At 68.5% G+C, this 23911-nt stretch carries 28 protein-coding genes and 2 tRNA genes; 17 read left to right on the top strand and 13 right to left on the bottom strand.

The genetic code is table 11. From position 1 onward, the window contains the following. Positions 1-713 (bottom strand): tetratricopeptide repeat protein (locus tag G7B71_RS07120; RefSeq protein ID WP_166039339.1); only part of this gene is annotated, 713 nt, incomplete at its 3' end. Positions 714-916: 203 nt separating this feature from the next. Between G7B71_RS07120 and G7B71_RS07115 the strand changes: the two genes are divergently transcribed. The 3 genes from G7B71_RS07115 to G7B71_RS07105 are packed head-to-tail and all read left to right on the top strand — an operon-like array spanning position 917 to position 3721. Further along, a complete protein-coding gene (locus tag G7B71_RS07115; RefSeq protein ID WP_166039337.1) occupies positions 917-1639 on the top strand; it encodes a ParA family protein in 723 nt (240 codons plus the stop codon). 11 nt (positions 1640-1650) lie between these two features. Continuing rightward, complete coding sequence (locus G7B71_RS07110; protein WP_166039335.1) at positions 1651-2280, top strand: hypothetical protein; 630 nt, start codon at positions 1651-1653, stop codon at positions 2278-2280. Positions 2281-2296: 16 nt separating this feature from the next. Continuing rightward, positions 2297-3721: an SPOR domain-containing protein gene (locus G7B71_RS07105; protein ID WP_166039334.1), complete on the top strand. Its 1425-nt coding sequence runs from the start codon at positions 2297-2299 to the stop codon at positions 3719-3721. 57 nt (positions 3722-3778) lie between these two features. Here the strand turns inward: G7B71_RS07105 and G7B71_RS07100 are convergent, their stop codons facing one another. Then, entirely contained in the window at positions 3779-4714 is a 936-nt protein-coding gene (locus G7B71_RS07100; RefSeq protein ID WP_166039332.1) for an aspartate carbamoyltransferase catalytic subunit, read from the bottom strand. A 104-nt stretch (positions 4715-4818) separates the two neighbouring features. On the opposite strand from G7B71_RS07100, the gene G7B71_RS07095 reads away from it, so the two are divergent. Beyond that, positions 4819-4895, top strand: a tRNA-His gene (locus G7B71_RS07095). Between the two features lie 28 nt (positions 4896-4923). Beyond that, positions 4924-5973, top strand: coding sequence for a Glu/Leu/Phe/Val dehydrogenase (locus tag G7B71_RS07090; protein ID WP_166039330.1), 1050 nt, complete (start codon positions 4924-4926; stop codon positions 5971-5973). On the opposite strand, the gene G7B71_RS07085 is transcribed toward G7B71_RS07090, so the two are convergent. Next, on the bottom strand, positions 5970-6887 hold the full coding sequence (locus G7B71_RS07085) for a DMT family transporter (protein WP_166039328.1): 918 nt from the start codon (positions 6885-6887) through the stop codon (positions 5970-5972). The genes G7B71_RS07090 and G7B71_RS07085 overlap by 4 nt on opposite strands. 100 nt (positions 6888-6987) lie before the next feature. On the opposite strand from G7B71_RS07085, the gene ccmC reads away from it, so the two are divergent. Genes ccmC through G7B71_RS07050 form a run of 7 tightly spaced genes read left to right on the top strand, consistent with a single transcriptional unit; the run spans position 6988 to position 11858 of the window. Continuing rightward, complete coding sequence (gene ccmC / locus G7B71_RS07080) at positions 6988-7710, top strand: heme ABC transporter permease CcmC (protein WP_166039326.1); 723 nt, start codon at positions 6988-6990, stop codon at positions 7708-7710. Next, complete coding sequence (gene ccmD / locus G7B71_RS07075; RefSeq protein WP_166039324.1) at positions 7707-7835, top strand: heme exporter protein CcmD; 129 nt, start codon at positions 7707-7709, stop codon at positions 7833-7835. The genes ccmC and ccmD overlap by 4 nt, the downstream gene beginning before the upstream one ends. Before the next feature lie 11 nt (positions 7836-7846). Next, positions 7847-8284: a cytochrome c maturation protein CcmE gene (gene ccmE / locus G7B71_RS07070; RefSeq protein WP_166039322.1), complete on the top strand. Its 438-nt coding sequence runs from the start codon at positions 7847-7849 to the stop codon at positions 8282-8284. Further along, a complete protein-coding gene (locus tag G7B71_RS07065) occupies positions 8281-10245 on the top strand; it encodes a heme lyase CcmF/NrfE family subunit (RefSeq protein WP_166039320.1) in 1965 nt (654 codons plus the stop codon). Before ccmE ends, G7B71_RS07065 begins: the two co-directional genes overlap by 4 nt. Continuing rightward, complete coding sequence (locus G7B71_RS07060) at positions 10242-10778, top strand: redoxin family protein (protein ID WP_166039318.1); 537 nt, start codon at positions 10242-10244, stop codon at positions 10776-10778. The genes G7B71_RS07065 and G7B71_RS07060 overlap by 4 nt, the downstream gene beginning before the upstream one ends. Then, positions 10765-11190 (top strand): cytochrome c-type biogenesis protein, encoded by a 426-nt coding sequence (locus tag G7B71_RS07055; protein WP_347708441.1) that lies wholly within the window; start codon positions 10765-10767, stop codon positions 11188-11190. The genes G7B71_RS07060 and G7B71_RS07055 overlap by 14 nt, the downstream gene beginning before the upstream one ends. Beyond that, positions 11190-11858 carry a tetratricopeptide repeat protein gene (locus tag G7B71_RS07050; RefSeq protein WP_243406147.1) on the top strand — a complete coding sequence of 223 codons (669 nt, stop codon included), beginning with the start codon at positions 11190-11192 and terminating at the stop codon, positions 11856-11858. The genes G7B71_RS07055 and G7B71_RS07050 overlap by 1 nt, the downstream gene beginning before the upstream one ends. A 126-nt stretch (positions 11859-11984) precedes the next feature. Here G7B71_RS07050 and ald read toward each other — a convergent pair whose 3' ends face one another. Then, positions 11985-13085 (bottom strand): alanine dehydrogenase, encoded by a 1101-nt coding sequence (ald, locus tag G7B71_RS07045; RefSeq protein WP_166039312.1) that lies wholly within the window; start codon positions 13083-13085, stop codon positions 11985-11987. 170 nt (positions 13086-13255) lie between these two features. Between ald and G7B71_RS07040 the strand changes: the two genes are divergently transcribed. Together G7B71_RS07040 and G7B71_RS07035 are read left to right on the top strand one after the other, a co-directional pair. Next, the gene (locus G7B71_RS07040; RefSeq protein ID WP_166039310.1) at positions 13256-15193 is read left to right on the top strand and encodes a potassium transporter Kup; all 1938 of its coding nucleotides are present in this window, start codon (positions 13256-13258) and stop codon (positions 15191-15193) included. Further along, complete coding sequence (locus tag G7B71_RS07035; RefSeq protein WP_166039308.1) at positions 15190-15693, top strand: 2'-5' RNA ligase family protein; 504 nt, start codon at positions 15190-15192, stop codon at positions 15691-15693. The genes G7B71_RS07040 and G7B71_RS07035 overlap by 4 nt, the downstream gene beginning before the upstream one ends. On the opposite strand, the gene G7B71_RS07030 is transcribed toward G7B71_RS07035, so the two are convergent. Next, complete coding sequence (locus G7B71_RS07030; protein WP_166039306.1) at positions 15690-16118, bottom strand: DUF3775 domain-containing protein; 429 nt, start codon at positions 16116-16118, stop codon at positions 15690-15692. The genes G7B71_RS07035 and G7B71_RS07030 overlap by 4 nt on opposite strands. Positions 16119-16253: 135 nt before the next feature. Between G7B71_RS07030 and G7B71_RS07025 the strand changes: the two genes are divergently transcribed. Then, positions 16254-16330 (top strand) — tRNA-Met (locus G7B71_RS07025). Between the two features lie 133 nt (positions 16331-16463). On the opposite strand, the gene G7B71_RS07020 is transcribed toward G7B71_RS07025, so the two are convergent. Beyond that, the gene (locus tag G7B71_RS07020; protein WP_243406146.1) at positions 16464-16976 is read right to left on the bottom strand and encodes a hemerythrin domain-containing protein; all 513 of its coding nucleotides are present in this window, start codon (positions 16974-16976) and stop codon (positions 16464-16466) included. A 222-nt stretch (positions 16977-17198) separates the two neighbouring features. On the opposite strand from G7B71_RS07020, the gene G7B71_RS07015 reads away from it, so the two are divergent. Continuing rightward, positions 17199-17615: a DUF2267 domain-containing protein gene (locus G7B71_RS07015; protein ID WP_166039304.1), complete on the top strand. Its 417-nt coding sequence runs from the start codon at positions 17199-17201 to the stop codon at positions 17613-17615. A gap of 99 nt (positions 17616-17714) precedes the next feature. Here G7B71_RS07015 and G7B71_RS07010 read toward each other — a convergent pair whose 3' ends face one another. From G7B71_RS07010 to G7B71_RS07005, 3 genes are all read right to left on the bottom strand, one after another. Next, the gene (locus G7B71_RS07010) at positions 17715-18389 is read right to left on the bottom strand and encodes a DUF4893 domain-containing protein (protein WP_166039302.1); all 675 of its coding nucleotides are present in this window, start codon (positions 18387-18389) and stop codon (positions 17715-17717) included. A 98-nt stretch (positions 18390-18487) separates the two neighbouring features. Further along, positions 18488-18619 carry a hypothetical protein gene (locus tag G7B71_RS15775; protein ID WP_279338395.1) on the bottom strand — a complete coding sequence of 44 codons (132 nt, stop codon included), beginning with the start codon at positions 18617-18619 and terminating at the stop codon, positions 18488-18490. A 155-nt stretch (positions 18620-18774) separates the two neighbouring features. Continuing rightward, the gene (locus G7B71_RS07005; protein WP_166039300.1) at positions 18775-19998 is read right to left on the bottom strand and encodes a cupin domain-containing protein; all 1224 of its coding nucleotides are present in this window, start codon (positions 19996-19998) and stop codon (positions 18775-18777) included. A gap of 118 nt (positions 19999-20116) precedes the next feature. On the opposite strand from G7B71_RS07005, the gene trxB reads away from it, so the two are divergent. Then, positions 20117-21106, top strand: a complete 990-nt coding sequence (trxB, locus tag G7B71_RS07000; protein ID WP_166039298.1) for a thioredoxin-disulfide reductase — start codon at positions 20117-20119, stop codon at positions 21104-21106. An 8-nt stretch (positions 21107-21114) separates the two neighbouring features. Here trxB and G7B71_RS06995 read toward each other — a convergent pair whose 3' ends face one another. Genes G7B71_RS06995 through G7B71_RS15650 form a run of 4 tightly spaced genes read right to left on the bottom strand, consistent with a single transcriptional unit; the run spans position 21115 to position 23867 of the window. After that, entirely contained in the window at positions 21115-21906 is a 792-nt protein-coding gene (locus G7B71_RS06995) for a hydrolase 1, exosortase A system-associated (protein ID WP_166039296.1), read from the bottom strand. Further along, complete coding sequence (locus G7B71_RS06990; protein ID WP_166039294.1) at positions 21891-22568, bottom strand: hypothetical protein; 678 nt, start codon at positions 22566-22568, stop codon at positions 21891-21893. The genes G7B71_RS06995 and G7B71_RS06990 overlap by 16 nt, the downstream gene beginning before the upstream one ends. Continuing rightward, positions 22565-22837, bottom strand: a complete 273-nt coding sequence (locus G7B71_RS15655; protein WP_243406145.1) for an acyl carrier protein — start codon at positions 22835-22837, stop codon at positions 22565-22567. Before G7B71_RS15655 ends, G7B71_RS06990 begins: the two co-directional genes overlap by 4 nt. A 37-nt stretch (positions 22838-22874) precedes the next feature. Beyond that, a complete protein-coding gene (locus tag G7B71_RS15650) occupies positions 22875-23867 on the bottom strand; it encodes a GNAT family N-acetyltransferase (protein ID WP_243406144.1) in 993 nt (330 codons plus the stop codon). Positions 23868-23911: the final 44 nt, after the last annotated feature.

Raw genomic sequence — 23911 nt, 5'->3', positions numbered from 1 at the left:
AACGTATGCTCTTCGGGCCGGCCGCGCGGCGGCGAGGCGGTGCCGGGCGCGGCGTAGCTGACCCCGGCCCCTGTGCCCGGACGCCCGGTCACCGCGGGCACCGGCACCGGGCGCGGTTCGGCCTCGGCCATCTGGCGCGGCGGCTGTGGGCCAGCCATTTGGGCTGCGAGCGCGGTGCCGGCGCGGCGGTCCGCGTCGCTGAGGAACGGTTCCATCTGGCGCAGCTGCTCGGCCGCCTGCGGAAAGCCCTGGGCGGCGGCTCGGCTCATCAGAGCATAAGCGCGGGGCAAGTCGCGGCGCACGACGTCGCCGTTGAACAGAGCGGTGCCGAAGACATATTGAGCGCGGGGATCGCCACGCATCGCGGCTGCCTGGATCCACGGCATCGCCTCGCGCGCGCGCCCGTTCTGGAACAGCAGCAGACCGAGATTCGCGCCGGCCTGCTCGTGGCGCTGGCGCGCGGCGCGCTCGAACCATTGCTCGGCGAGGCGCAAATCCTGCGGCACGCCGCGGCCGAGCCGATAGGCCTGGCCGAGATTGAACTGCGCGTCGGCATCGCCGGCTTCGGCGAGCGGCCGCCATTCGGCGACGGCCCGCGCATAATCGCCCGCCTGCCAGGCAGCGATGCCGGCCGGCACGTCCGCTGCGGCCGTCTCGGCGCCGGCGAGAGCGAGGAAGGCGGTCGCTGCAAGAAACCAATGAGTCCGCGTCATCGTGCGAAGACCTTTCGCGTGGGATCGTTTCAAACGCAGGCACTTAACCGGGAATGGTTAAGCCCATGTTAGCACAATTTTCGACGTCATGCGGGCGGCGTCGTGACGTCATCCGCACGGCGCAACCTTGCCGTCAAAGTTAACCGGATTTTAGGGTGGGGCGGTGCATCCCGACCTCGAGCAATGCCAGCCGAGGAATATTGATGCGCGTTCTCGCTTTATCATCGCAGAAGGGCGGATCCGGCAAGACCACCTTGTCCGGTCACCTTGCCGTTCAGGCGCAGCGCGCCGGATGCGGACCTGTCTGCCTCATCGACATCGACCCGCAGGGCTCGCTCGCCGACTGGTGGAACGAGCGCGAGAACGAGATGCCCGCGTTCGCGCAGACCACGGTCGCCCGGCTCGCCGCCGACCTCGAGGTGCTTCGTCAGCAGGGCTTCAAGCTCGCGGTGATCGACACCCCGCCGGCGATCACGATGGCGATCCAGAGCGTCATCCAGGTCGCCGAGCTGATCGTCATCCCGACCCGCCCGTCACCGCACGACCTTCGCGCCGTCGGCGCCACGGTCGATATCTGCGAGCGCGCCGGCAAGCCGCTGATCTTCGTGGTCAACGCAGCGACTCCGAAGGCGAAGATCACCTTCGAGGCCGCAATCGCGCTGTCGCAGCACGGCACGGTCGCCCCGGTCACGATCCACCACCGCACCGATTTCGCGGCGTCGATGATCGACGGCCGGACGGTCATGGAGACCGATCCCAACGGCAAGTCGGCCCGCGAGGTCGAGGAGCTGTGGTCCTATATCAGCGATCGGCTCGAGCGGAACTTCCGCCGCACCGTGTTCACCGCGCCGGGCGCCATCGCCCCCTCTGCAATGCCCCGTCCCGGGGTCACCGGCGGCTTCGGCCGTCGCGTGGTTGGCCAGTAGGAGCGGCGTTCATGACTGAGTCCAGGTACGCGTCGCTTTCCGGTAGCCTGCTCGCCCGCAAGGGCGGCGCCAAGCCGGCCATGCGCCCGCGCCACATCACCGGCGCGATGCTCGACGATCTCGGCTGGAACGACATGGGCTATGGCGCCGAAGCGCCGTCCGAACATGTCCCAAGCTCCATCTCGGCCCTGACCCCCGCGCCCCGGGTGGCGCAGGAGGAGCAGGAAGCGCCGGTTTGGATCGAGGAGCAGCAGGCGCACGAGCCGGTCGAGGAGCCTCAGGCGCAGGTTCCGGTCGTCGAGCAGCAGCGCGCGCTCGCCGATCAGTTCCCCGAGCCGGACGAAGAGCTGGCCGAAGAGGCCATTGCGGCCGAACAGCCCGCCGAAATCGTGCGCATGCCCAAGCGTCCGGCCCAGCCGCGCGCCAAGGCAGCCGCGAAGGCACAGATTCAGGCGGACGTGCGCAAGGCCGCCTTCACGCTTCGTCTCGATTCGTCGCGGCACCTGCGGCTGCGCCTGGCGACGGCGGTCACCGGCCGCTCCGCCCAGCAGCTCGTCACCGCGGCGCTCGATCAATTCATCGAATCGCTGCCTGAAGTCGGCAACCTCGCGGAGCAATTGCCGAGCGCCAAGCGAAGCTGAACCGGAGTTAAGGGGCATGAAGAGCATCGCGTTCAAATTCGCCGCGTCGAGCGTCGCGCTGAGCATGGCCGTCGTCGGCTGCCAGGTCCAGGGCGTCAGCTTCGGCGCAGCCACCGCTTTCGCCAGCCAGGCGCGCGGCGACGGCGAGGCGGGTCGACTGAGCCGTGAGGCCGGCGAAGCGCTGGCGCGCGGCGATCTCGCCCGGGCGCTGGATGCGATGGAGCAGGCGGTGGCGCTGTCGCCGCGCGATGCCGGCTACCGGCTGACCCTCGCCGACATCTACATGCGCTCCGGCCGTCTCGAATCGGCCGAGGCGACCTATCGCGACGTTCTCGAACTCGATCCCTCGCGCCCGCGCGCCGGGATCGCGCTGGCGCTGATGCAGGCCGCCAACGGCCGCTCGCAGGACGCACTCGCGCAGCTCGATTCGCTCCAGGGCCAGGCGCAGGCGAGCGATCTCGGCTTGGCCTATGCGCTCGCCGGCTCGCCGCAGCGTGCGGTTGAGATCCTCGAGCCCGCCGCCCGTTCGATGGGGGCGACTGCCCGAATCCGCCAGAATTTGGCGCTCGCCTACGCCCTTGGCGGCGACTGGTCGCGCGCCCGAATGATCGCGTCGCAGGACGTGTCGCCGGCCGAGCTCAGTCAGCGCATGACCGAATGGGCGTCGATGGCGTCGCAGCCCGGCTCGAACAATCCGGTGGTGACCGTGCTCGGCGTCAATCCGGTGGCCGATGCCGGCCAGCCGGTCCGCCTCGCCCTTAACGCGCCGTCGGCGCCTGTCTCCGCGCCCGTGCAGATGGCCGCCGCCGCGCCGATCGTGCTCCCGCCGGTCGAGCCGGTCGCGGCGCCCGAATCCGCGCCTGTCGTCATCCCGGTGCCTGCGGCGACTCCCGTCGCGGCGCCCGCTTATGCCGAGCTCGAGCAGCCCGAATGGGGCATCGATTCGCGCGGCGCGGTCCAGCTTCCAGCCGCGGTTCCCGCGCCCGAGGCCGAGCAGGTCCCGGCGCGAGTCCAATATGCCGCCGCGGCGGAGGCCCTGGTTCGCCCCGACCCTGTCGTGATGCCGGTGGCGCAGCGCCCGGTGCGCCGCTCCGGCCGAATCGTCGAGGCGGTGGCGACTCCGCGGATCGCCGAGCCGGTCCGTTCGGGCAGCGGCCGCTACGTCGTCCAGATCGGCGCCTACAGCAATGCCGCCAATGCCGAGCGCGCCTGGCAGGAGGCGGAGCGCCGCTTCGGCCTCGCCAGCGAGCAGCCGGTGACGATGACCTTCGACCATAATGGCCGGCTGTTCCACCGTGTCGCCATTTCCGGTTTCACCAGCCGCTCCGACGCCAATCGCCAGTGCACCAGCATCCGCGCGCGCGGCGGCGAGTGCTTCGTCCGCGGCAATGCCGGCGACGCGGTCATCCGCTGGGCCTCGCGCTACGGCCGCAACGCCTAAAACCCTTTCCGACTTCCTTGGTGGGACGGCCGGCACTTCGGTGCCGGCCGTTTCGATTCAGGCGCCGCGCCGCACGCGTGTGATGAGGTCGAGCACCGCCATCCGCACCGCGACTCCGTTGGTCACCTGATCCTGGATCACCGAACGGGCCGGATCGTCGGCGACCTCTCCCGAAATCTCGATTCCGCGGTTCATCGGCCCGGGATGCATGACGATGGCGCCCGGCGCGGCGCGCTTCAACCGATCGGCGTTGAGGCCGAAGGCGGCGTGGAAGTCGCCGAGCAGGCCGGTCAGCGCGTCCTCCATCCGCTCGCGCTGGATGCGCAGCATCATGACCACGTCGGCGCCCTCGATCCCCTCGTCGAGATTGTCGAAAACCGGCAGGCCGCCGGTCTCGTCCGGGAGAAGCCCGCGCGGCGCGACCAGCCGCACGTCGGCGCCCAGCCTCGGCAGCAGCCGGCGGTTGGAATGGGCGACCCGGCTGTGGCGGATGTCGCCGCAGATCGCGACGGTCAGTCCCTTGATCCGGCCCAGGCGCTGGCGAATTGTGAAGGCGTCGAGAAGCGCCTGGGTCGGGTGCTCGTTGGCGCCGTCGCCGCCATTGACCACGCAGCAGCCCACCGCGTCGGCGACCGCGGCGGCGGCGCCGGCGTCGGGATGGCGCAGGACGAGGAGGTCGGCTCCCATCGCGTCGATCGTGTGCGCCGTGTCGAGCAGGGTCTCGCCCTTCTTCACGCTCGACTGGCCGACCGGCACCGCCGCGACCTGCGCTCCGAGCCGGCGTCCGGCGATCTCGAACGACAGCAGGGTGCGAGTCGAATTCTCGAAGAACAGATTGACCTGGGTCAGCCCCGCAAGCCGCTCGTCGGCGCGGCGCGGCGCTTGGTTGAAGGCCGCCCAATGCTCCGCCTCGGCGAGGATCTGCGCGATATCCTCGTCGCCGAGCTGGTCGATGCCGATGAGGTTGCGGTGGGGGAAGGGGCGGTCCGTCATTTCGGCGCCGGCTTATCCACGCGGCATCGGCCGCACAAGCGCGCCCGCCGTCCCTTGACCTTGCCCCCAACCCGACCCTATGTGCCGCCACCCTTAGATTTATGGCGACCGTAGCTCAGCTGGTTAGAGCATCGGTTTGTGGTACCGAGGGTCGCGGGTTCAAGTCCCGTCGGTCGCCCCATCTAATTCTGATCACAGGATAAATTCAGATGCAGTCGCTCTGGGACCTCCCCGATTTCGACGATCACGAAGCCGTGCATTTCGTCACCGACCGGGACTCCGGCCTCAAGGCGATCATCGCCATGCACTCGACCGCGCTCGGTCCGGCGGCGGGCGGCACGCGCTTCTGGCATTATCCTGATCCCAACCAGGCGGTCGCCGACGTTCTGCGCCTGTCGCGCGGCATGAGCTACAAGAACGCCATGGCCGGGCTGAACCTCGGTGGTGGCAAGGCGGTGATCCTCGCCGGCCCCGACCGCATCAAGACGCCCGAGATGCTCGCCGCGTTCGGAAACGCGGTCGACCGGCTGGGAGGCAATTATGTGACGGCCGAGGATGTCGGCATCACCGTCGCCGACATCGTCGCGATCGCGCAGCAGACGAAATATGTGTCCGGTTTGCCCGTCACCGAGGGCGCAGTCGGCGGCGATCCTGGGCCGCACACCAGCTATGGCGTCTATCTGGGCGTGCGCGCCGCGGCGAAGCGCGCTCTCGGCAAGGACAGCCTTGACGGTCTCCACATCGCGATTCAGGGCGCCGGCAGCGTCGCCGGCGGAGTCGCCCGACTCGCGGCCAAGGATGGCGCCCGCATCAGCATCGCCGACATCGATCAGGCCCGGGCTCAGAAGGTCGCGGATGAAGTGGGTGGCATCGCCGTCTCTCCCGACGAAATCATGACCCTCGAGGCCGACATCTTCAGCCCGAACGCGCTGGGTGCGATCCTCAACGAGCAGTCGATCCCGGCCCTTCGCGTGCCGGTGGTCGCCGGCGGCGCCAACAACCAGCTTGCGCGGCCCGAGGACGGCGACCGCCTTCACGCCCGCGGAATCCTCTACGCGCCCGATTATGTCATCAACGCCGGTGGCATCATCAATGTCGCCACCGAATATCTGAAGGACGGCGACAAGGACGAGGTCCGCCGCCGGATCGAGCGGATTCCGCACCGGCTCGAAGAGATCTGGGCGGAGAGCGCCGCCACCGGCCGCAACCCCGCGGCGGTCGCCGACGCGATGGCACAGCGCCTGATCGGCCGAGCCTAGGCTTCCAGCGACGAGGGCGGCGTTTCCTTCACCGGCCGCCGCCCCATCGTCGACAGCACGCTGACGATGATCAGCGCGGCGCCGGCCGAGGTCGTCCAGGCCGGCTGGTCGCCGAACAAGAGCCAGCCGAACAGCACCGCATAGACGAGCTGCAGATAGTCGATCGGCGCCAGCGCCGAGATCGGCGCGTAGCGAAGCGAGGCGGTCAGGAAGAGCTGGCCGATCCCACCCGACAGGCCGATCAGCACCAGCAACGCCCAGGCGAAGCCGTCATGCGCCTGGCCGAACCAGGGCATCAGCGCGCACGATGCGATCGTGCAGAAGATCGTGAACCAGAAGACGATGGTCCGCGTGCTCTCGGTCCGCGAGATGGAGCGAAGCGCCACCGTCACGCACGCGACTCCGAACGCCGCTCCAAGCGCCACCATGGTGCCATCGAGAGGCAGCGTGCCGCCCGGCCGCATGACGATGATCACGCCGGTGAAGCCCACCGCGACCGCAATCCAGCTGCGCGCGCCCACCCGCTCGGCGAGGATCGGCGCCGACAGCGCGAGCGCGAACAAGGGCGCGACAAAGGAAATGGTGCTCGCCTCGGCGAGCGGCAGCAGGCCGAGCGCGGTGAAGCCCATTGTCATCGACGCGAGGCCGAGGCCACCGCGTAGCACATGTGCCATCGGCCGCCGGGTCCGCCACACGCCCCAGTCCCGGCACCAGGCGATCCAGCCGAACAAGGGCGGCAGTCCGAACAGGCAGCGGTAGAACACCGTCTCCGGAGTGCTCGCGCCATGGGCGTAGGCGAGCTTGATCGTTGCGGCCATCACCGCGAAACCGGTGATCGCGGCGAGGCGCATGGCGACGCCCTTCACTCGGTCGTGTCGAAGCGGGGGCAGGGGATCGGCGCGGGTGGCGGACATCGGCCCGCTCACTTGGGCGATGCCCCGCCGCGGGGCAAGCTTGCGACCGTCGGGGGCCTTCCGCGCGCGTCACTGCCCGGCTAAGAAGCGTGCTGACACCATGCACGCCTACGCGAATCCCGCCCGCTTCCTCAAAATCGCGCGCGCCCTCACTCCCTGGCTGGGGTGGGGCGGGCTGCTTCTGATCGCGATCGGAGTCGGCTACGGCCTCCTCGTCGCGCCGCCGGAGCGCTATCAGGGCGACAGCGTGCGCATCATCTATCTCCACGTGCCCGCCGCCTGGCTCGGCATGGGCGGATGGACCGGAATTGCGGTCGCCAGCTTCATGCAGCTGGTCTGGCGCCACCCGCTCGCCGCCGTGGCGGGGCGCGCTCTCGCCGTGCCGGGCGCGTTGTTCACCGCCATCTGCCTGGTCAGCGGCTCGCTGTGGGGCCGACCGGCCTGGGGCACCTATTGGGAATGGGACGGGCGAATGACCTCGATGCTCGTCCTCCTCTTCCTCTATTTCGGCTACATCGCGCTCGCCTCGGCCGAGAAGGAGAAAGGCGGGGAGGGGCGGCTGACCGCGATCTTCGGCCTCGCCGGCACGGTGAATCTGCCGATCATCCATTATTCCGTCGTGTGGTGGCGCTCGCTCCACCAGACCCAGAGCATCGACATCGTCCGCGGCCAGTCGGCCATCGCCGGCGAGATGCTGTGGCCTTTGCTTGTCTCGGCGGTCGGCTTCTCTCTCTTCTTCGGCGCCATCGTCATGATGAGGATGCGCGCCGACCTCGCCCGCACCAAGGTCGAGGCGCGCCTCAGAAGGATGGCCGAAGCATGAACCCCTGGCCGTTCGTGATCGGCGCCTATGCCGTCGCCATCGTCGGCGTCGCCGGCCTCTTCGCCGCGAGCTATCTCGCCATGCGCAAGGCCGAGCGCGAGGCCGCGGAGCTTCGCCGAAAATGAGCGCGCGCGACATGAAGCCCAAGAGCCAGCGGCTCATCCTCGTCAGCTTGGCGGTGATCGCCCTGGGCGTCGCGGTGCTGCTCGCCATGTCGGCGATGCGCGAGCAGGCCGCCTTCTTCTACGCGCCCGCCGACGTCCAGCGCCTCGGCCTCCCGCTCGACCGCCCCGTGCGGGTCGGCGGCATGGTCAAGGAAGGCTCGCTCCGCCGCCATGACGACGGAGTGACCATCGACTTCATCGTCCACGACGAGACCGAGCACACCATCCCGGTCACCTTCACCGGAATCGTCCCCAATCTGTTCCGCGAAGGCTCCGGAGTGGTCGCGGAAGGGCGCTTCCAGCCCGACGGCCGCTTCGTCGCCAGCGAGATCCTCGCCAAGCATGACGAGAATTACATGCCGCCCGAGCTGTCCGACCGCGGCCTCCACAAGACGGAGACGATCGAATGATCGCCGAAGCCGGCCTCGCCGCATTGTGGCTCGCGGCTTCGCTGTCGCTGCTGCAGATGTTCCTCGGCTGGGCGTCGGTGCGCCCGGGGCAGGAGGCGATGCTTCGCTTCGTCCGCCCGCTCGCCGTGGCGCAGGGCGCGCTCGCCGCCTTTTCCTTCGTGATGCTGCTGTGTCTGTTCCTGCGCACCGACCTGTCGGTCCAGCTCGTCGTCGCCAACAGCCACTCCGCCAAGCCGTGGATCTACAAATTGGCCGGCGCGTGGGGGAATCACGAAGGCTCGATGCTTTTGTGGGTGACCGTGCTCGCGGTCGCCGGCGCCGGCGTCGCCCTGTTCGAGCGCAAGCTGAGGCAGGACACCCATGTCGCGACTCTCGCGGCGCAGGCGACCATCTCGCTCGGCTTCTACGGCTTCCTCTTGTTCGCCTCGAATCCGTTCACTCGCATCTTCCCGATCCCCATGGACGGGAACGGCCTCAACCCCTTGCTCCAGGACCCCGGCCTCGCCTTCCACCCGCCGACCCTCTATTTCGGCTATGTGGGCGTCTCGGTCGCCTTCTCCTTCGCGGTCGGCGCGCTCGTTACCCGCGACGTCGGTCCCGCTTTCGCCCGCGCGATGCGGCCCTGGGTGCTCGCGGCCTGGATCTTCCTCACGCTCGGCATCGTCGCCGGCAGCTACTGGGCTTATTACGAATTGGGCTGGGGCGGCTGGTGGTTCTGGGACCCGGTCGAGAATGCCTCGCTGATGCCGTGGCTCGCCGCCACCGCTCTTCTCCACAGCGTCACCGTGCTCGCGACCCGCGACGGGCTTCGCGCCTGGACGGTGATGCTCGCGGTGATCGCCTTCTCGATGTCGATGATCGGCACCTTCCTGGTCCGCTCGGGAATCCTCACGAGCGTCCATGCCTTCGCGGTCGACCCGCAACGCGGCGCCTTCATCCTGATGCTGCTGTGCGTCTATATCGGCGGCGCGCTCGCTTTGTTCGGCGCCCGCGTCGGCACGGTGAAGGAAGGCGCGGCATTCGATCCGGTGAGCCGCGAGGGCATGCTGGTCGTCAACAACCTGTTGCTCTCGATCATCCTCGGAATCGTGATGGTCGGAACCCTCTATCCGCTCGGGGTCGAGGCGGTGACCGGCGAGAAGCTGTCGGTCGGCCCGCCTTATTTCAACAAGGCCGCCGGCCCGGTCGCTCTCGTCCTCGTCGCCTTGATGGGGGCGGGGCCGCTGCTGCGCTGGCGCCGCGACAGCGCGAAGGCGCTCGCCCAGCGCATGGCCGTGCCGATCCTTGCCGCCGCCGTCTCGCTTCTGCTCGTCGTCCTGCTCGCCCCCGGAATCGGGCTTCTGCCGCTGCTCGGCCTCGCGCTCGCGCCGGCGGTGGCGGTGGCGAGCCTCGCGCCCTTGTGGGGCCGCAACCTGCGCCGCACGCCGCTGATCACCTGGGGCATGGTCATTGCCCATCTCGGAATCGCCGTCAGCATGGCCGGCATGGCGGCTGAGAGCGCGTTCACCAAGGAGACCCTGATCGCCGCCCGGGTCGGCCAGCAGACCAGCGTCGGCCCGTGGACCATCCGCTTCGAAGGCGTCGAGCCAGTCGCCGGCCCGAACTGGACCGCGATCGCCGCGCGCCTCGTCGTCCGCCGCGGCGACGGCCGCGAGCTTCTGCTGCGCCCGCAGGCGCGCATGTTCAGCTCGCCGCCGACTCCGACCAGCGAGGCCGCCATCCTAACCCGCCTCGACGGCCAGCTCTACACCGTGATCGGCGAGCCTGACGGGCAGGGGCGCTGGCAGCTGCGCCTGTGGTGGAAGCCCGCCGTCACCCTGATCTGGTATGGCGGCGGCCTCGTCGCCTTCGGCGGCTTCCTGTCCCTGATCGGCCGCCTTCGCCGCGCGCGCCGCACCAAGCGCCAGGACGAAGCCGAGCCGACTCCCGCGTTCGAGCCCGGCCGCGAGGCGCTGGCATGAAGCGGGGCCTCGTCCTGTGGGTGCCGCTTGTCGTCTTCCTGGCGATCGGCGCCGTCGCCGCCTGGAACCTCTATTCGCCGTCCGACCGGCTCATCCATTCGCGCCTCGTCGGCCAGCCGCTGCCGGCGTTCGTGCTGCCCGCGGCCTTGCCGGGCCGGGCGACCGTGAGCCGCGCCGATTATGCCGGCGAGCCGCGAATCCTCAACATCTTCGCCAGTTGGTGCGTGCCGTGCATCGCCGAGGCGCCCCAGTTGATGGCGATGGCGCGCCGCGGAATCCCGATCGACGCGGTCGCCATCCGCGACCGGCCGCAGGACATCCAGATGTTCCTCAGCCGCTGGGGGGATCCCTATCGCAACGTCGCGCTGGACGCCGACAGCAGCCTGCAGCTGTCGATCGGCTCGTCGGGCGTACCCGAGACCTTCGTCATCGACGGCAGCGGGACCATCCGCTTCCAGCATATCGGCCCGATCACCGACGCCGACATGGCCCGGCTGATCCAGGAATATGAGGCCGCCCGTGTCCCGTCCTGACCGGCTCTTCATGATCGCGCTGGCCCTCGCGGCCGCCAGCCCGGCGCTCGCCGATTCGCTGCTTCCGCCGACCGAATATGCCAACAAGCAGCTCGCCGATCCGCGCCAGGAGGCGGCAGCGCGCGAGCTGATGCACGAGGTGCGCTGCCTCGTCTGCCAGGGCCAGTCGATCGCCGACAGCGACGCCGACATGGCCGGCGACATGCGCAACAACATCCGCCGACGCATCGCCGCCGGCGAGAGCCCGCAGCAGATCCGCGCCTGGCTCATCCAGCGCTACGGCAATTGGGTGACCTATGATCCGCCGGTCGAGCCGCTGACCTGGCCCTTGTGGTTCGCGCCGATCGTCCTTCTCGGCGCCGGCCTGTTCCTGATGCGCGGCCAGTTCAAGCGGAGGAAGAAGAAGGCGTGATGGGCTGGGTCGTCATGCTGGTTCTCGCTGTGCTGGTCGCCGCCGGCCTGTGGCGGTGGATGCGCGGCGACGTGGGGCTCGTGCAGTTCCTCGGCGCGGCCCTGCTGCTCGCGCTCGCCGGCTATGCCTGGCAGGGCCGACCGACCATGGCGGGAGCGCCCAAGGCCCCGCCCGCGCCGGCGCAGCAATTGCCCGACAGCGCCTTCGCCGAGATGCGCCCGGACCTGATGGGCCAGTTCAACAACGCCGCCCACTGGCTGAGCCTGGCGGAGAGCTACCAGCGCACCGGCAACACCAAGGAAGGCGTCGAGATCATCCAGAACGCGCTTCGCCGCACGCCCGACAATGCCGATCTGTGGGTCGGCCTCGGCAACGCGCTGGTCCAGCATGCGGGCGGGTTGATGACCCCGGCGGCCGAATTGGCCTTCGACCGCGCCCTGCAGATCGCTCCCGACCATCCCGGCCCGCGCTTCTTCTACGGAATCGCCCTCGCCCAGGGCGGCCGCTTCGACGAGGCCGAGCAGGTGTGGCGCGAGCTTCTCGCCTCCGCCCCGCCCAGCGCCAACTGGCGCGGCGCGATCCAGGAGCAGCTCGACGCGCTCGCGCAGGCGCGGGCGTCCGGACGCATCCCGCCGTCGGCGGCACCCGCGCCGGCGCCCGCGCCCTAGAGCGTCATCCCGGCGGAAAGTCGGGACCCACGAACCCGTGTCTGGAATTGAAATCGGGGGCCGGAGCGATGACTCCGACCCCCGTGTTCATGGATTCCCGCCTTCGCCGGGAATGACCCCGCGCGCTTAAGCCGCTTCGTAGGGCAGGCCGAGCGCCTCGGCGACGGCCTGGTGGCGGATCTTGCCGCCCGACACGTTGAGGCCCTCGGCGAGGTGCGGGTCGGCCGCCATCGCCGCCTCGGCGCCCATGTTCGCAAGCCGAAGCACGAACGGCAGGGTCGCGTTGTTGAGCGCGAAGGCCGAGGTCCGCGCCACCGCGCCCGGCATGTTCGCCACGCAATAATGGATGATTCCGTCGATCTCGTAGACCGGGTCGCTGTGGGTGGTCGGGCGCGAGGTCTCGAAGCAGCCGCCCTGGTCGATCGAGATGTCGACCAGCACCGAGCCGCGCTTCATGGTCTTGAGCATGTCGCGGGTGACGAGCTTGGGCGCCGCCGCGCCGGGGATCAGCACCGCGCCGATCACCACCTCGGCATGCTTCACCGCGTCGGCGATGGCGGCCTTGGAGGCGTAGGCGGTCTTGATCTGGCTGCCGAAATGCATGTCGAGCTCGGCGAGGCGGTCGTTGTTGATGTCGTAAATGGTGACGTCGGCACGAAGACCGGTCGCCATCTGCGCGGCGTTGATGCCCGACACGCCGCCGCCGAGGATGGCGATCTTGGCCGGCGCGACTCCGGGGACGCCGCCGAGCAGAACGCCGCGGCCGCCCTGCTCCTTCTCGAGATAATGGGCGGCGACCTGGATCGACATGCGGCCGGCGACTTCGCTCATCGGCTTGAGGAGCGGCAGAACGCCGGAGCGCGACGTCACCGTCTCATAGGCGATGCAGGTCGCGCCCGACTTGATCAGACCGTGCGCCTGATCGGGATCGGGCGCCAAATGGAGATAGGTGAACAGGGTGTGGCGCGCCTCGAGCCGGGCGATCTCGACCGCCTGCGGCTCCTTCACCTTCACGATCATGTCGGACTGGGCGAACACCTCGTCCGCGGTCCCCACGATCCGCGCGCCGACATTCACATAATCCTGGTCGCTGAAGTCGATTCCGGTCCCGGCATTGGTCTCGACGACGACCTCATGGCCCGCCGCGGTCAGCTCGGCGACCGACGCCGGGGTCAGGCCGACCCGATATTCGTGAACCTTGATCTCCTTCGGCACGCCGACGCGCATCGTTGTTGCTCCCGCTGATTCTGTGGAAATTGCGGTGCCCTATAGCGACGCACTTCGGCCTTGTCGCCTGTGCCCCTTGTTGCACCCCCCATAAGGGAATGTTAATGCGCCGCCCGCTTCGGCAGGCCGAGGCGGCTTTTGATGAAGGCAGGTTTGGACACGTCCCCTCGATGAGCGACAGCGCCGCACCTGCCGCGCCCGCGGAATATTCCGCCGGGCACCACCACTCCGATTCCGGCCTTCTCAAGCTGTCGATCGGGGCGATCGGCATCGTCTTCGGCGACATCGGCACCAGCCCGATCTACGCCTTCCGCGAGACCTTCGCCGGCCACCATCCGCTCGCTCCCGACGCGCTTCACATCCACGGCGTCCTCAGCCTGATCTTCTGGTCGATGATGATCGTGGTGTCGTTCAAATATGTCTCGATCATCATGCGCGCCGACAACAAGGGGGAAGGCGGCAGCCTCGCGCTGCTGGCGCTGATCAGCCGGCGCTCGGGCGCGACGATGCGGTTGAAGACATCGGGCATCGTCCTGCTCGGCGTGTTCGCCTGCGCGCTTTTCTACGGCGATTCGATGATAACGCCGGCCATCTCCGTGCTGTCGGCGGTGGAGGGCCTGACTACGGTTCAAAGCGCCTTCGAACCCTTCGTGATTCCGATCGCGGTGGCGATCCTGGTGGGGCTGTTCGCCATCCAGTCGCGCGGCACGGCCAGGGTGGGCGCTTTGTTCGGCCCGATCATGCTGGTCTATTTCGCGGTGCTGGCGGCGCTCGGCATCTTCCACATCGCCAAGGACCCGAGCATCATCCTGGCCACGCTCAATCCCTGGAACGCGATCCAGTTCTTCATCACCGACCAGTGGCGCGCCTTCCTTGCGCTCGGCTCGGTGGTGCTTGCGGTGACCGGCGCCGAAGCGCTCTACGCCGACATGGGCCATTTCGGCCGCAAGCCGATCGGCCTGTCGTGGCTGTGCTTCGCCATGCCGGCGCTGATGCTCAACTATATGGGGCAGGGGGCGATGATCCTGTCGCTCGATGCCGCCGCCGCAGCCGAGACGATCCGCAATCCCTTCTTCTTCCTCGCGTCCGAGGCCTATCGCTTGCCGCTCGTCATCCTCGCGACGCTCGCGACGATCATCGCCAGCCAGGCGGTCATCTCCGGCGCCTTCTCGGTGACCCAGCAGGCGATGCAGCTCGGCTTCATCCCGCGCCTCAGGATCCTCCACACCAGCGCCTCGGCCGCCGGTCAGATCTACATCCCGATCGTCAATTGGGCGCTGATGGTGATGGTGATCCTGCTCGTCCTGTTCTTCCGCAGCTCGAGCAACCTCGCCGCCGCCTATGGCATCGCGGTGACCGGCGCGATGTTCATCGACACCTGCCTGCTCACCGTCGTCCTTTTCTCGCTGTGGAAGTGGAAGCCGTGGTTCGCGGTGCCGCTGCTGGCGCTCTTCTTCCTCGTCGACATCGCCTATTTCACCGCCAACCTCACCAAGGTGCCCGCCGGCGGCTGGTTCCCGCTGCTGGTCGGCCTCGTCGTCTTCACCATGCTGACGACCTGGGCGAAGGGCCGGCGGCTGATGATCGAGCGCATGAACGAAGGCACCATGCCGGTGTCGATCTTCATCAAGTCGGCCGCGGCGAGCGCCGCCCGCGTCCCCGGCACGGCCGTGTTCATGACCACCACGCCGGACGGCATCCCGCACGCGTTGCTGCACAATCTCAAGCACAACAAGGTGCTTCACGAGCGCGTGTTGCTGCTCACCGTGAAGATCGAGGACGTGCCCTTCGTCGATCCCGAGAAGAGGATCGACCTCAAGGAGCTGGGCAGCGGCTTTTATCGCCTCATCCTGCGTTACGGCTTCATGGAGGAGACAGATGTTCCGGCGGCGCTGGCGAAGGTCGAGAGCTGCGGGCCGCAGTTCAAGATGATGGACACCAGCTTCTTCCTCGCCCGCCAGACCCTGATCGCCTCGTCGCGGCCGGGCATGGCGCTGTGGCGCGAGGGCCTGTTCGCCTGGATGCTGCGCAACGCAGAAAGCGCGATGCAATTCTTCAAGCTGCCCACCAACCGCGTCGTCGAGCTCGGCAGCCAGGTGGAGATTTGAGCGGCCCGCTCATCGTCACCGCGACCTTCGGCATCGACGACCATGCCTGGCTCGAGGGCCTGCGCCGCGCCCATTATCCGGCCGAACTCAACCGGGTCCCGGTCCACCTCACCCTGTTCCATCACCTGCCGCCCTCGACCGAGCGCGAGCTCGGCCAGCGGCTCGGGCATCTTGCCGCCGCGGCGCCCCCGCGGGCGCGCATCGTCGACGTCATGGACCTGGGGGAGGGGACCGCCTTCCGTGTCGCGAGCGACGAGCTCGATGACATCCGCCTCGATCTCGCCGAGGCGTTTCGCGGCCTGCTGATGCCGCAGGACCAGGCACCGTGGCGCCCGCACGTCACCGTCCAGAACAAGGTTGTCCGACGCGACGCGATCGCGCTGCAGAAGGAGCTTCAGGCGGGAATCTTCCCGAAGCCGCTGGCCATCCGCGGACTGGCGTCGTGGCGCTACATGGACGGCCCGTGGGAGCCGGTCAGGGCCTATCCGTTCCGGGGCTAGTCCAGCTGCCCCACGTCGTCGCAGCTGTAATCGAACGCGGCGAGGCCGCTCTCGAGATTGCCCGCCAGCGTCGGCATGTTCATCAGCTCGTCGATCCGCTCGTCGGCGTCGAGGTCGTTGGCCTCGGCGCAGGCGTCCTCCCATTCGGTCGAATCGAACGTCCCGACGCCGACCCAGGCAAGTGCCAGCACCTCGGCGAGCTGGTCCTCGGCAAGGTCGTCGAGCGCCGCTGCGATTTCCTCTTCGACGCTGTTCATTTCGTCGTTGAGCACCGACAGCACCTGCGCCGGATCCTCGTCGTCGTCCGACGTGTCGTCGACATTGTCCGGATCCTCGTCGGGATCCTCGGCCGGCACCTGCGCTTCCATCTCGCGGGCGCGAAGGATCAGGCGGCAATAGGTTTCGAGCGGCGTCAGCAGGTCCATCTGCCCTGTTCTCCGATTGAGCTGTGCCTCCCGAAACGACAGGGGGTGCGGCGGGTTCCGGCCTTGATTTCGTGACGCGCTCTCGCCAGTTGACCGGCCGGGCGGCGCTTTCTATAGCGCCGGCTCGCCGAACGGGGCGGAGTAGCTCAGCTGGTTAGAGCAGCGGAATCATAATCCGCGTGTCGGGGGTTCAAGTCCCTCCTCCGCTACCATTGCCACCCTCGTCGACAAGGGTGGCCGTGGAAAGGTGAGTACAGACGCTAGTCGGCGGCTCGCTCAGAAACGCTTGCGGGCAATTCCTCGATATCGTCGCCGACGGGCACTTCCATCTCGAGTTGATCCCTGTCACGCCCCGTGGAATCGAGGCGATCGTAGAGCTCCTCGCGGCGCGCGCGCAGTTGCTGGCCGAGGCCCACGAGATCGATCCTGCCCTGCTTCCATGCCTCCTTGGCGTGGCTCGAAGAGCTTGGAATCCTCCTCGTCGATGTGGTGCATAGTCTCTTCGCCCAGCACGTGGACCTTCGATTTGAACAACTCCTCGCGGCCGGTCATGCCGGCGATGTCGAGGATGAGGGCCCCCGCCACCTGATGCTCGACGATGCCCTCGTCCACTTCCTCGACACCGATGGCCTCCTTCAGCGCCGGATAGAGGATGTCCTCCTCGATCTTCATATGGATGAGGAGCCGGGCGCCGATCTCTCCGGCCAGCGCGATCAGCGCGTCACCTTCGGCGGCCTCGACCCGGTCGAAGAGCTCCCGGAACAGCTGATGCTCTTCCTTGATCAGAACGATCGACGGCGGATCATCGCCCATGATGGCGTGGGGCGGTGTCCGGCCGCGCGCTGCATAGTTGCTCATCTCTGGCCCTCTCTTCCCGTCACGCATCGACCGCCGCGGCCGTCCCAGTTGCGCCCGACGCATAGCCCGTCCCGCGCTTGCGCCGCGCTGACCGTCGTCAATGCCGAGCGCGCCGATGACGGGCAGGACGGGGCGGCGCCTCGATCGAGGGCGCCGCGCGCCGGCGACCGCGCCGATCGCCGGTGCCGACCGGCGCCGCCCGGCAGGCAGGGAGAAATCGCCGTGGACTATCGGGAATTCGTCGGGTTCGTCGAGGACCGCAGCGGGCTGACCCACAGTGTCGCCAAGCAGGCCGCCTGCCTGGTCCTGCGCAGGATAACGAGCCGGATCAACCGGGGGGAACGCAGGGACATCGCGGCCTTGCTGCCGCATCCGCTCGGCCAGTGCATCCCGCTCGGCGAGCGGATCGAGAAGTTCGATCTCGACCGGTTCATTCGGCGCGTCGCCGAGGAGCTCCACGTCGATCGGGCGACGGCCGGACGAACCGCCGCCGCCGTGCTCGCGGCGCTGTTCGCCGTGATCGGCGACGAGGAGTTCGCCCAGATGCGGGTGCAACTGCCGCAGGATTTCAAGCCGCTGATCGAAGCCGCCGAGCGAGCGGCGCCTTCGTCCGCAGAAGCCGCGCCGTCGCGGGTCTAGCGATCGGCGTGACAGGCGACGAAATCACCCCGTGCTGGTTAATCGAAGGGGGGCGGCGCGTCAGGGAGCTTGATGAACTCGGACCTGCGCTACCACCTTTCATCGCGAGGTCAGCGCCGGGATCAGCTCGAGGATCTCCAGCGTCGCGCCGTTGGCCGGCGCGGGCATGACCAGGCGATAGCGGAACTGGCCGACCCGCTCGAGGATTCCGACGACGTTGCGCTCGCCGCTGTCGCCATAGGCCGGCGGTCCGCTCTCGCGCCCGCGCGCAGCGGCGCCGATGAAGATCATCCGGCCGTCGCCGTCCGCCCACAGATAGCCGCCTGGCCGCTCCGGGCCGCTCTGCTGGGTCAGCGACAGCATCTCGGCTGCGGCCCCGACATCGCAGAAATAGGGAACGCTCGACGTGAAGGCGCGGACGCGGCGGCTGCCGGGGCGGATTCGGATCAGCCGGCAGCGATAGGAGCCCGGCGCCGGCGCCGCGCGCGGCAGAGCGCCGGCGGGGTCGAGCAGCGCGCCCTCGTTGGCGACGCGCCGCGTGAAGCCGCCGCGCCGCGCTTCCTCCAGCGCCGTCGTCCAGGAGGAATCGAGACCGTCGAGCCGCGCCTGGTCAGCGGGGCTGAGGATGTCGCGCCAGCCCGGCTCGGGTTGCTCGACGACCGCTCGGTTCGCCTGTCCTCGCCCCGTCGCGCAGCCCGCGAGCAGGGCCAGCGCCGCGAAGGCGGCCAGCCCGCGGCGCAGCCGCGGCGGCAATCGGGAACCAGGGCGAGTCATGTCGCGCTCCCACACGCGCAATCATTAGCACGGGCGTGCGCCGAAAGGGTTGATGAAGGATGAAGCCCGGGCACGGGCTCACCGGGCCGAGCGGCGGATCAGTCGCCGGGATTCGTGTCGGCCGCGGCCGCTCGCTGACCCCGCGACGCGGTGATGAGGCGATCGGCCTGCGCGATCAATTCGCTGTTGAGATCGATCGTGTGGCGAAGGAGCGCCTGCTGCGTCTCCATTTCCCCACTCTGCCCCGGCTCAGACTTTTCAGACATTTAGCAACCAAAGATTGATTCAGATTAATCTGCAATGTCCTCGCTCAACGCCTTCGGGCCGAGTTGGTTGCGCCAAAGGGGCGGAAAATCGCGACTGTTTCCGCCGCGCAACAGTCGGCTCAGAGCTTCGCCGGAATCCGCTCGAGATAGCCGTTGGCCCACAGCTTGCGCAGCACGCGCCTGGGGTCTTTGCAGGGCAGGTCGGCGACTCCGAACGGCTTGCCGGATAGGGCGACGTCGAGGGCATCGCCGTCGTCGTCGTCGAAGAAGATGTCGCCGCCCGGACCGATCAGCGCCAGCTTGCCGTCATCGTCCGCGACCTGCCACGGCACGAGCGCGCGCTTGCGGAAGCGGTCGCCTTCGCGCGGCACGTCGGGCGTCCCGGCGATCACGCCGGCGAGATTGGGCCGCCGCAGGCGCAGGAACTCGTCGGCCATCAGGTCGAAGGCGCTGTCCATGCTCGCTTTCTCGGCGATCAGCGCGGTCAGAGTCTCGAAATGGCGGCGCGCTTCTTCACGGTCGAACTCCTGGCGGGCATAGCCGGCGGGGAGCGAGCGGCGGAAAGCGGGCTCGCTCAGCGCCAGCTCCGACACCGATTCGAGGATGAGGTCGGCCCAGGTCTTGGTTATGAGGCCGACTGTTATGTGAAGCGACGGCGCGTCGCCCGCGTTGGGCGCCGCGTGCATCACGCCGCGCGGGACATAGACGCAGTCGCCCGGAGTCAGCGTGAAGCTCTCGGTCACCGGGCCCGGCTCGTGGCGGCCCATCTCGAAGCCCTCGCCGCGATAGGGGGTGGTCACCGGAGCGCCGTAGAAGCTCCACTGCTTGGCGCCGGAGATCTGCATCACGAACACGTCGTGATTGTCATAATGGATCGGAAAGCCCTGGGCGCTGGCCGGAGTGAGATAGACATTGGTCTGGACGTGGCAGGAGAAGACCCCCTCCAGCGCACGCGCGAACTCGCCGAGCTCGGCCATCGATTCGTGGAGGTGGGGAAGGATGATCGTCGCGCCCTCGAGATATTTCTCGGCGACGACCGGGGTGATGATCCGCCCGCCTTCGTTGATGTAGCTGTTGGCCTCGATCCGGTTCGCCTGGTTGGCGAGGTCGAGCATGCCCTGGCGGAGGTCGGCGCTGTTGATGAACGAATCGAGCGTCTCCAGCGTCAGCATGTCGGCATAGAGATCGGGCTTGCCGCGGGCGGTGAGCAGCGGCGCCCGCTCGAAATAGCGTTCGAAGAATTCCTCGCTGGTGACCGGGGCGATCAGGAAGCCGAGCGGGTCCTCGGACCAGTGCGGCACGGGCCCCCCGGCCGTCTCGACACCACGAACCGTCGTCGCCATTTCCCTCACTCCCTCTTCGTCCAGAAGGACGGCTTCACGCGCCTGTGGTCAAGTCCCTTTCCCTCGCTTGCGTGGGGGCCGGGCGCCCCCTAACTCGGTCTCGAAGAAAGGACCTTTCGTGACCGTCACCCACAAATCGCGCATGCTGATCCTCGGCTCCGGCCCCGCCGGCCTCACCGCCGCAATCTACGCGGCCCGTGCCGGCCTCAAGCCGATCGTCGTCCAGGGCATGCAGCCGGGCGGCCAGCTCACCATCACCACCGACGTCGAGAATTATCCGGGCTTCCGCGACACCATCCAGGGCCCGTGGCTGATGGAGGAGATGCAGGCCCAGGCCGAGCATGTCGGCGCGCGCATGGAGTGGGACCAGATCGTCGAGGTCGATTTCTCGCGGCGCCCGTTCGTCCTCAAGGGCGACGGCGGCACCGTCTATGAAGGCGACACGCTCGTCATCGCCACCGGCGCCCAGGCCAAATGGCTGAACCTCCCGAGCGAGGAGCATCTCAAGGGCAGGGGGGTCAGCGCCTGCGCCACCTGCGACGGCTTCTTCTACCGCGGCAAGAAGGTCGTGGTGATCGGCGGCGGCAACACCGCGGTCGAGGAAGCGCTGTACATGACCAACCACAGCGATGACGTCATCCTCATCCACCGCCGCGACAAGCTTCGCTCCGAGAAGATCCTCCAGGAGCGGCTGTTCGCCCACCCGAACATCCGCGTGATGTGGAACCGCTCGGTCGGCACCTTCGTCGCCGGCGGCGAGCCCGAGAAGCTGGTCGCCCTCGACCTCGTCGACGAGAATGGCGCGCCCGCCGAGCGGATCGAGGTCGACGGCGCCTTCGTCGCGATCGGCCACGCCCCCGCGACCGAGCTGTTCCGTGGCCATCTTGAGCTCGACTCGGACGGCTATATCGCAGTCGAGCCGGGCACGACCCGCACCAGCGTCCCCGGCGTGTTCGCCTGCGGTGACGTCATGGACAAGATCTACCGCCAGGCGGTGACCGCCGCCGGCACCGGCTGCATGTCCGCGCTGGACGCCGAGAAGTTCCTCGCCGAGGCCGACTTCGAGGCCGCCCACCACGAGCCGGTCAGGGAAGCCGCGGTCGGCTGATCCGCTCGTCAGCCGCGCGACGACGGGAGGGCGTCGAGGATCGCCGACGTCAGCGCCTCGATGTCTCCCGGCTTCGCGAAGGTATGCGAGTCGGTGGCGATTTCTTCGGTCCTGGCGAGGCCTTGGAACGATCGCGCCCGCATTTCCCGAGCCGCGGCAATCGCGGTCGCGTCTCCCGTCGCAAGGATGAGCACGGCTGGCTCACGGCTGTTGCGCAGCGCGTGCGCGACTTCAGCGGCGAGTTCCGATCCCTCGATCGGCTTGGCGGCCTTGGTGACGCCTCTCAGCAACTTGCGATAAGACACTGATCCGCGGAAGAATCTCTTCCATCCGGAGAGGCTGAGAAGCTGCTCGCGATAGTGCCGGCGGATCGCCGCGGGCGGCGGCGCGTCGGCCTCGGCCTCGACCAGCCAGGGGTTGATCATGACGACGCCGTCGATGCCGGCCTCGGCGCCGTAGAGCGCCAGCGCTGTCGCGCCGTCGCACAGTCCGATCCCGACGACGTGGCGGAGGTTGGGCCGCTCGGCGCGGAAGCGGGCGGCCGCCGCAGCGAGGTCCGCCGCCGAGCCGCGATAGCCGGGATCGTCGCCGGCGCTGTCGCCGACTCCGCGCCGGTCGAAACGGAAGCACGGAAAGCCTCGCTTTGCCAATGAGTTGGCGAGTCGTTCGTAGAGACGGTGCGAACCGATCCGGGTCTGGCTACCGCCGGTGACCATGAGGATGCCGGTCGCGCCGTCCGCCTCGTCGAGGCTGGCGCAGAGTTGCGCGCCTTCGCAGTCGAAGGTCAGGAGGCGGCGCATGTCCGGCTCCACTTGATGAGGTCGTCGGCGAGCGCCTCGGCCAGCTCTGCGGACGTGCCCGGCTCCGAGCGCCGCCACAGCGCCGGCCCCGCCACCTTGTGGTCGGCCGCGCCGGCGTCCGTTTCGAGCCGAACCGTGCGCAACGGCGTGACGTCGGCCGCAATTGAGGCGCGCAGAGCATCCCGAAGGCCAGGGGAGGCGGGATAGCCGGCCCATTCCGCCCCGCCGGTCAGCGATGCCCGGTCGAGGTCGCGCGCCAGGGCCGCCCCCGTCGCCGGGGCGAAGCGCCACCAGCCGATGGCCTCGACGCCGTCGTCGATCAGGGCGCCGCCGCGCAGTGACGCCATGACCGGCCGCTTGCCGCTCTCCTTGGCGATGTGCCCGGCCGCGGCGCTGACGTCATGACGCCAGTCGTCCCAGGTCACCTCCTCGACAGCGAGCAGGCTTTCACCGGTGCCGCGCAGGTCGGGCAGCCAGCAGCCATTGCCCTCCGCCGCCACGCGCCGCATCACCGCGACGATCAGCGCGCGGGTGCGGTTCAGCTCCTCGAACAAAGGCGGGACGAACAGGATCGGCGGCGTGCGCGGGTCGCCCAGGCGCAGCAGCCACTCATTGGTCCGTCCATTGTAGAAGCGCTCATAGGAAAGAGCGCCGCCGCTCACCGAAGCGCCTTGGCCCGCGCGAAGGTCAGCAGAGCGCCGAAGCTCTCCATCATGTCGGCGTCGACCTCATGGTCCTCGATGAGGATCCCGAGCCGTTCCTCGAGCTCGGTGAGGAGGCCGGCGACCGCGAGGGAGTCGAATTCGGGCAGGGCGCCGAACAAGGGCGTTGCCTCGGTGAAGGTCGCGACCCGTGCGGGATCGAGCCCCAGCACGTCGGCGAGCACCGCCCGCAGCGTGTCTTCAACCTCCGTGGCGTCGTCGAGCGCCAAATCCGCCTCCGTTGCGCGACCGTACAGAAAGCGCGCCCTAGCGGCTCGCTTTTGCGCGGACAAGCGCCCTGATCCGCTGCCGGGCAATGCCGGCCAGGCCCCGCAAGCTGCGGGGATTGCGCGCGATGATCCGCCACAATTGGCGCCTTTCGTCCATCCAGTCGCGCTTATAGGCGTCGTCGCCCGTCCCATAATCGATCAGCGCCACGCCATCCTGGTCGATCGCTCGGCGGAACATCGCCTCGCCGAGCACGGTGCCCGGCGACATCGCCTTGGCCTCCTCGGCATAAGCGAGCTTGTGGATCGTCGCGACGCCGCCCTCGACCAGCCACAGCTGCGCGGCGACCGGACGGCCTCGATGATAAGCGAGACCCAGGCGCAGCGTTCCGGCCGCACCTTCCTGCTCGGCGAGCGCGCGGAGGAAAGGGAAGGAGCCTTCCTCCGGTTTCCAGCTCGATCGATACACGGATTCGTAATCGGCCCAGGCCGCGGCGTCGAAACGGTCGTGAATGACGATGTCGAGATCGGCCGCCTTGGCCTTGCGCTTGGCGGTGCTGCGCAATTGCCCGGGTCGCCTGCTCCAGTAATCGTCGAAGTCCTTCTCGGTGCGCGCGATCCAATTGCCGAAGGCCGGCTCGACGACCACGGACCAGCCGGCGCTGCGAAAGGCCGCCGCAAGCGTCTCGGGCTCATCGACCGGAGCCATTTCGACCTTGGCCAGACCCTTACCCCTCAGAAATTCGGCAATCTCGGGCGCGAGGCTCCGATCGCCGATGAGGCCGAAGCGCAGGCTGTACCAGGCGGCATAGGCGTCGGCGCTGCGTCTGTCGGCGGCGAGAAACAGCCAGGCCCGGCGGCCGTCCTGCTCGGCGCGCACGGCCTGCAGCTTCCCCTTCGGCGGGCAATGGGGCTCGAGCAGGCGAAACCAGCTCAGGCGGTCGTGCAGGCAAGGTTGGTTCGCCCGATCCAGGGCGCCCCTTGCATCCTGTTCGACCGCATCGAGGTCGTCGAACAGTGTCACGTTAACCATTGCACGCTATCTCCGCCGCTCAGAGCCCCTTAGCATGACCGCTT

The organism is Sphingosinicella sp. YJ22, from assembly GCF_011320075.1.
Classification (GTDB): domain Bacteria; phylum Pseudomonadota; class Alphaproteobacteria; order Sphingomonadales; family Sphingomonadaceae; genus Allosphingosinicella.
This window is presented reverse-complemented; position numbering and strand designations above follow the sequence as displayed.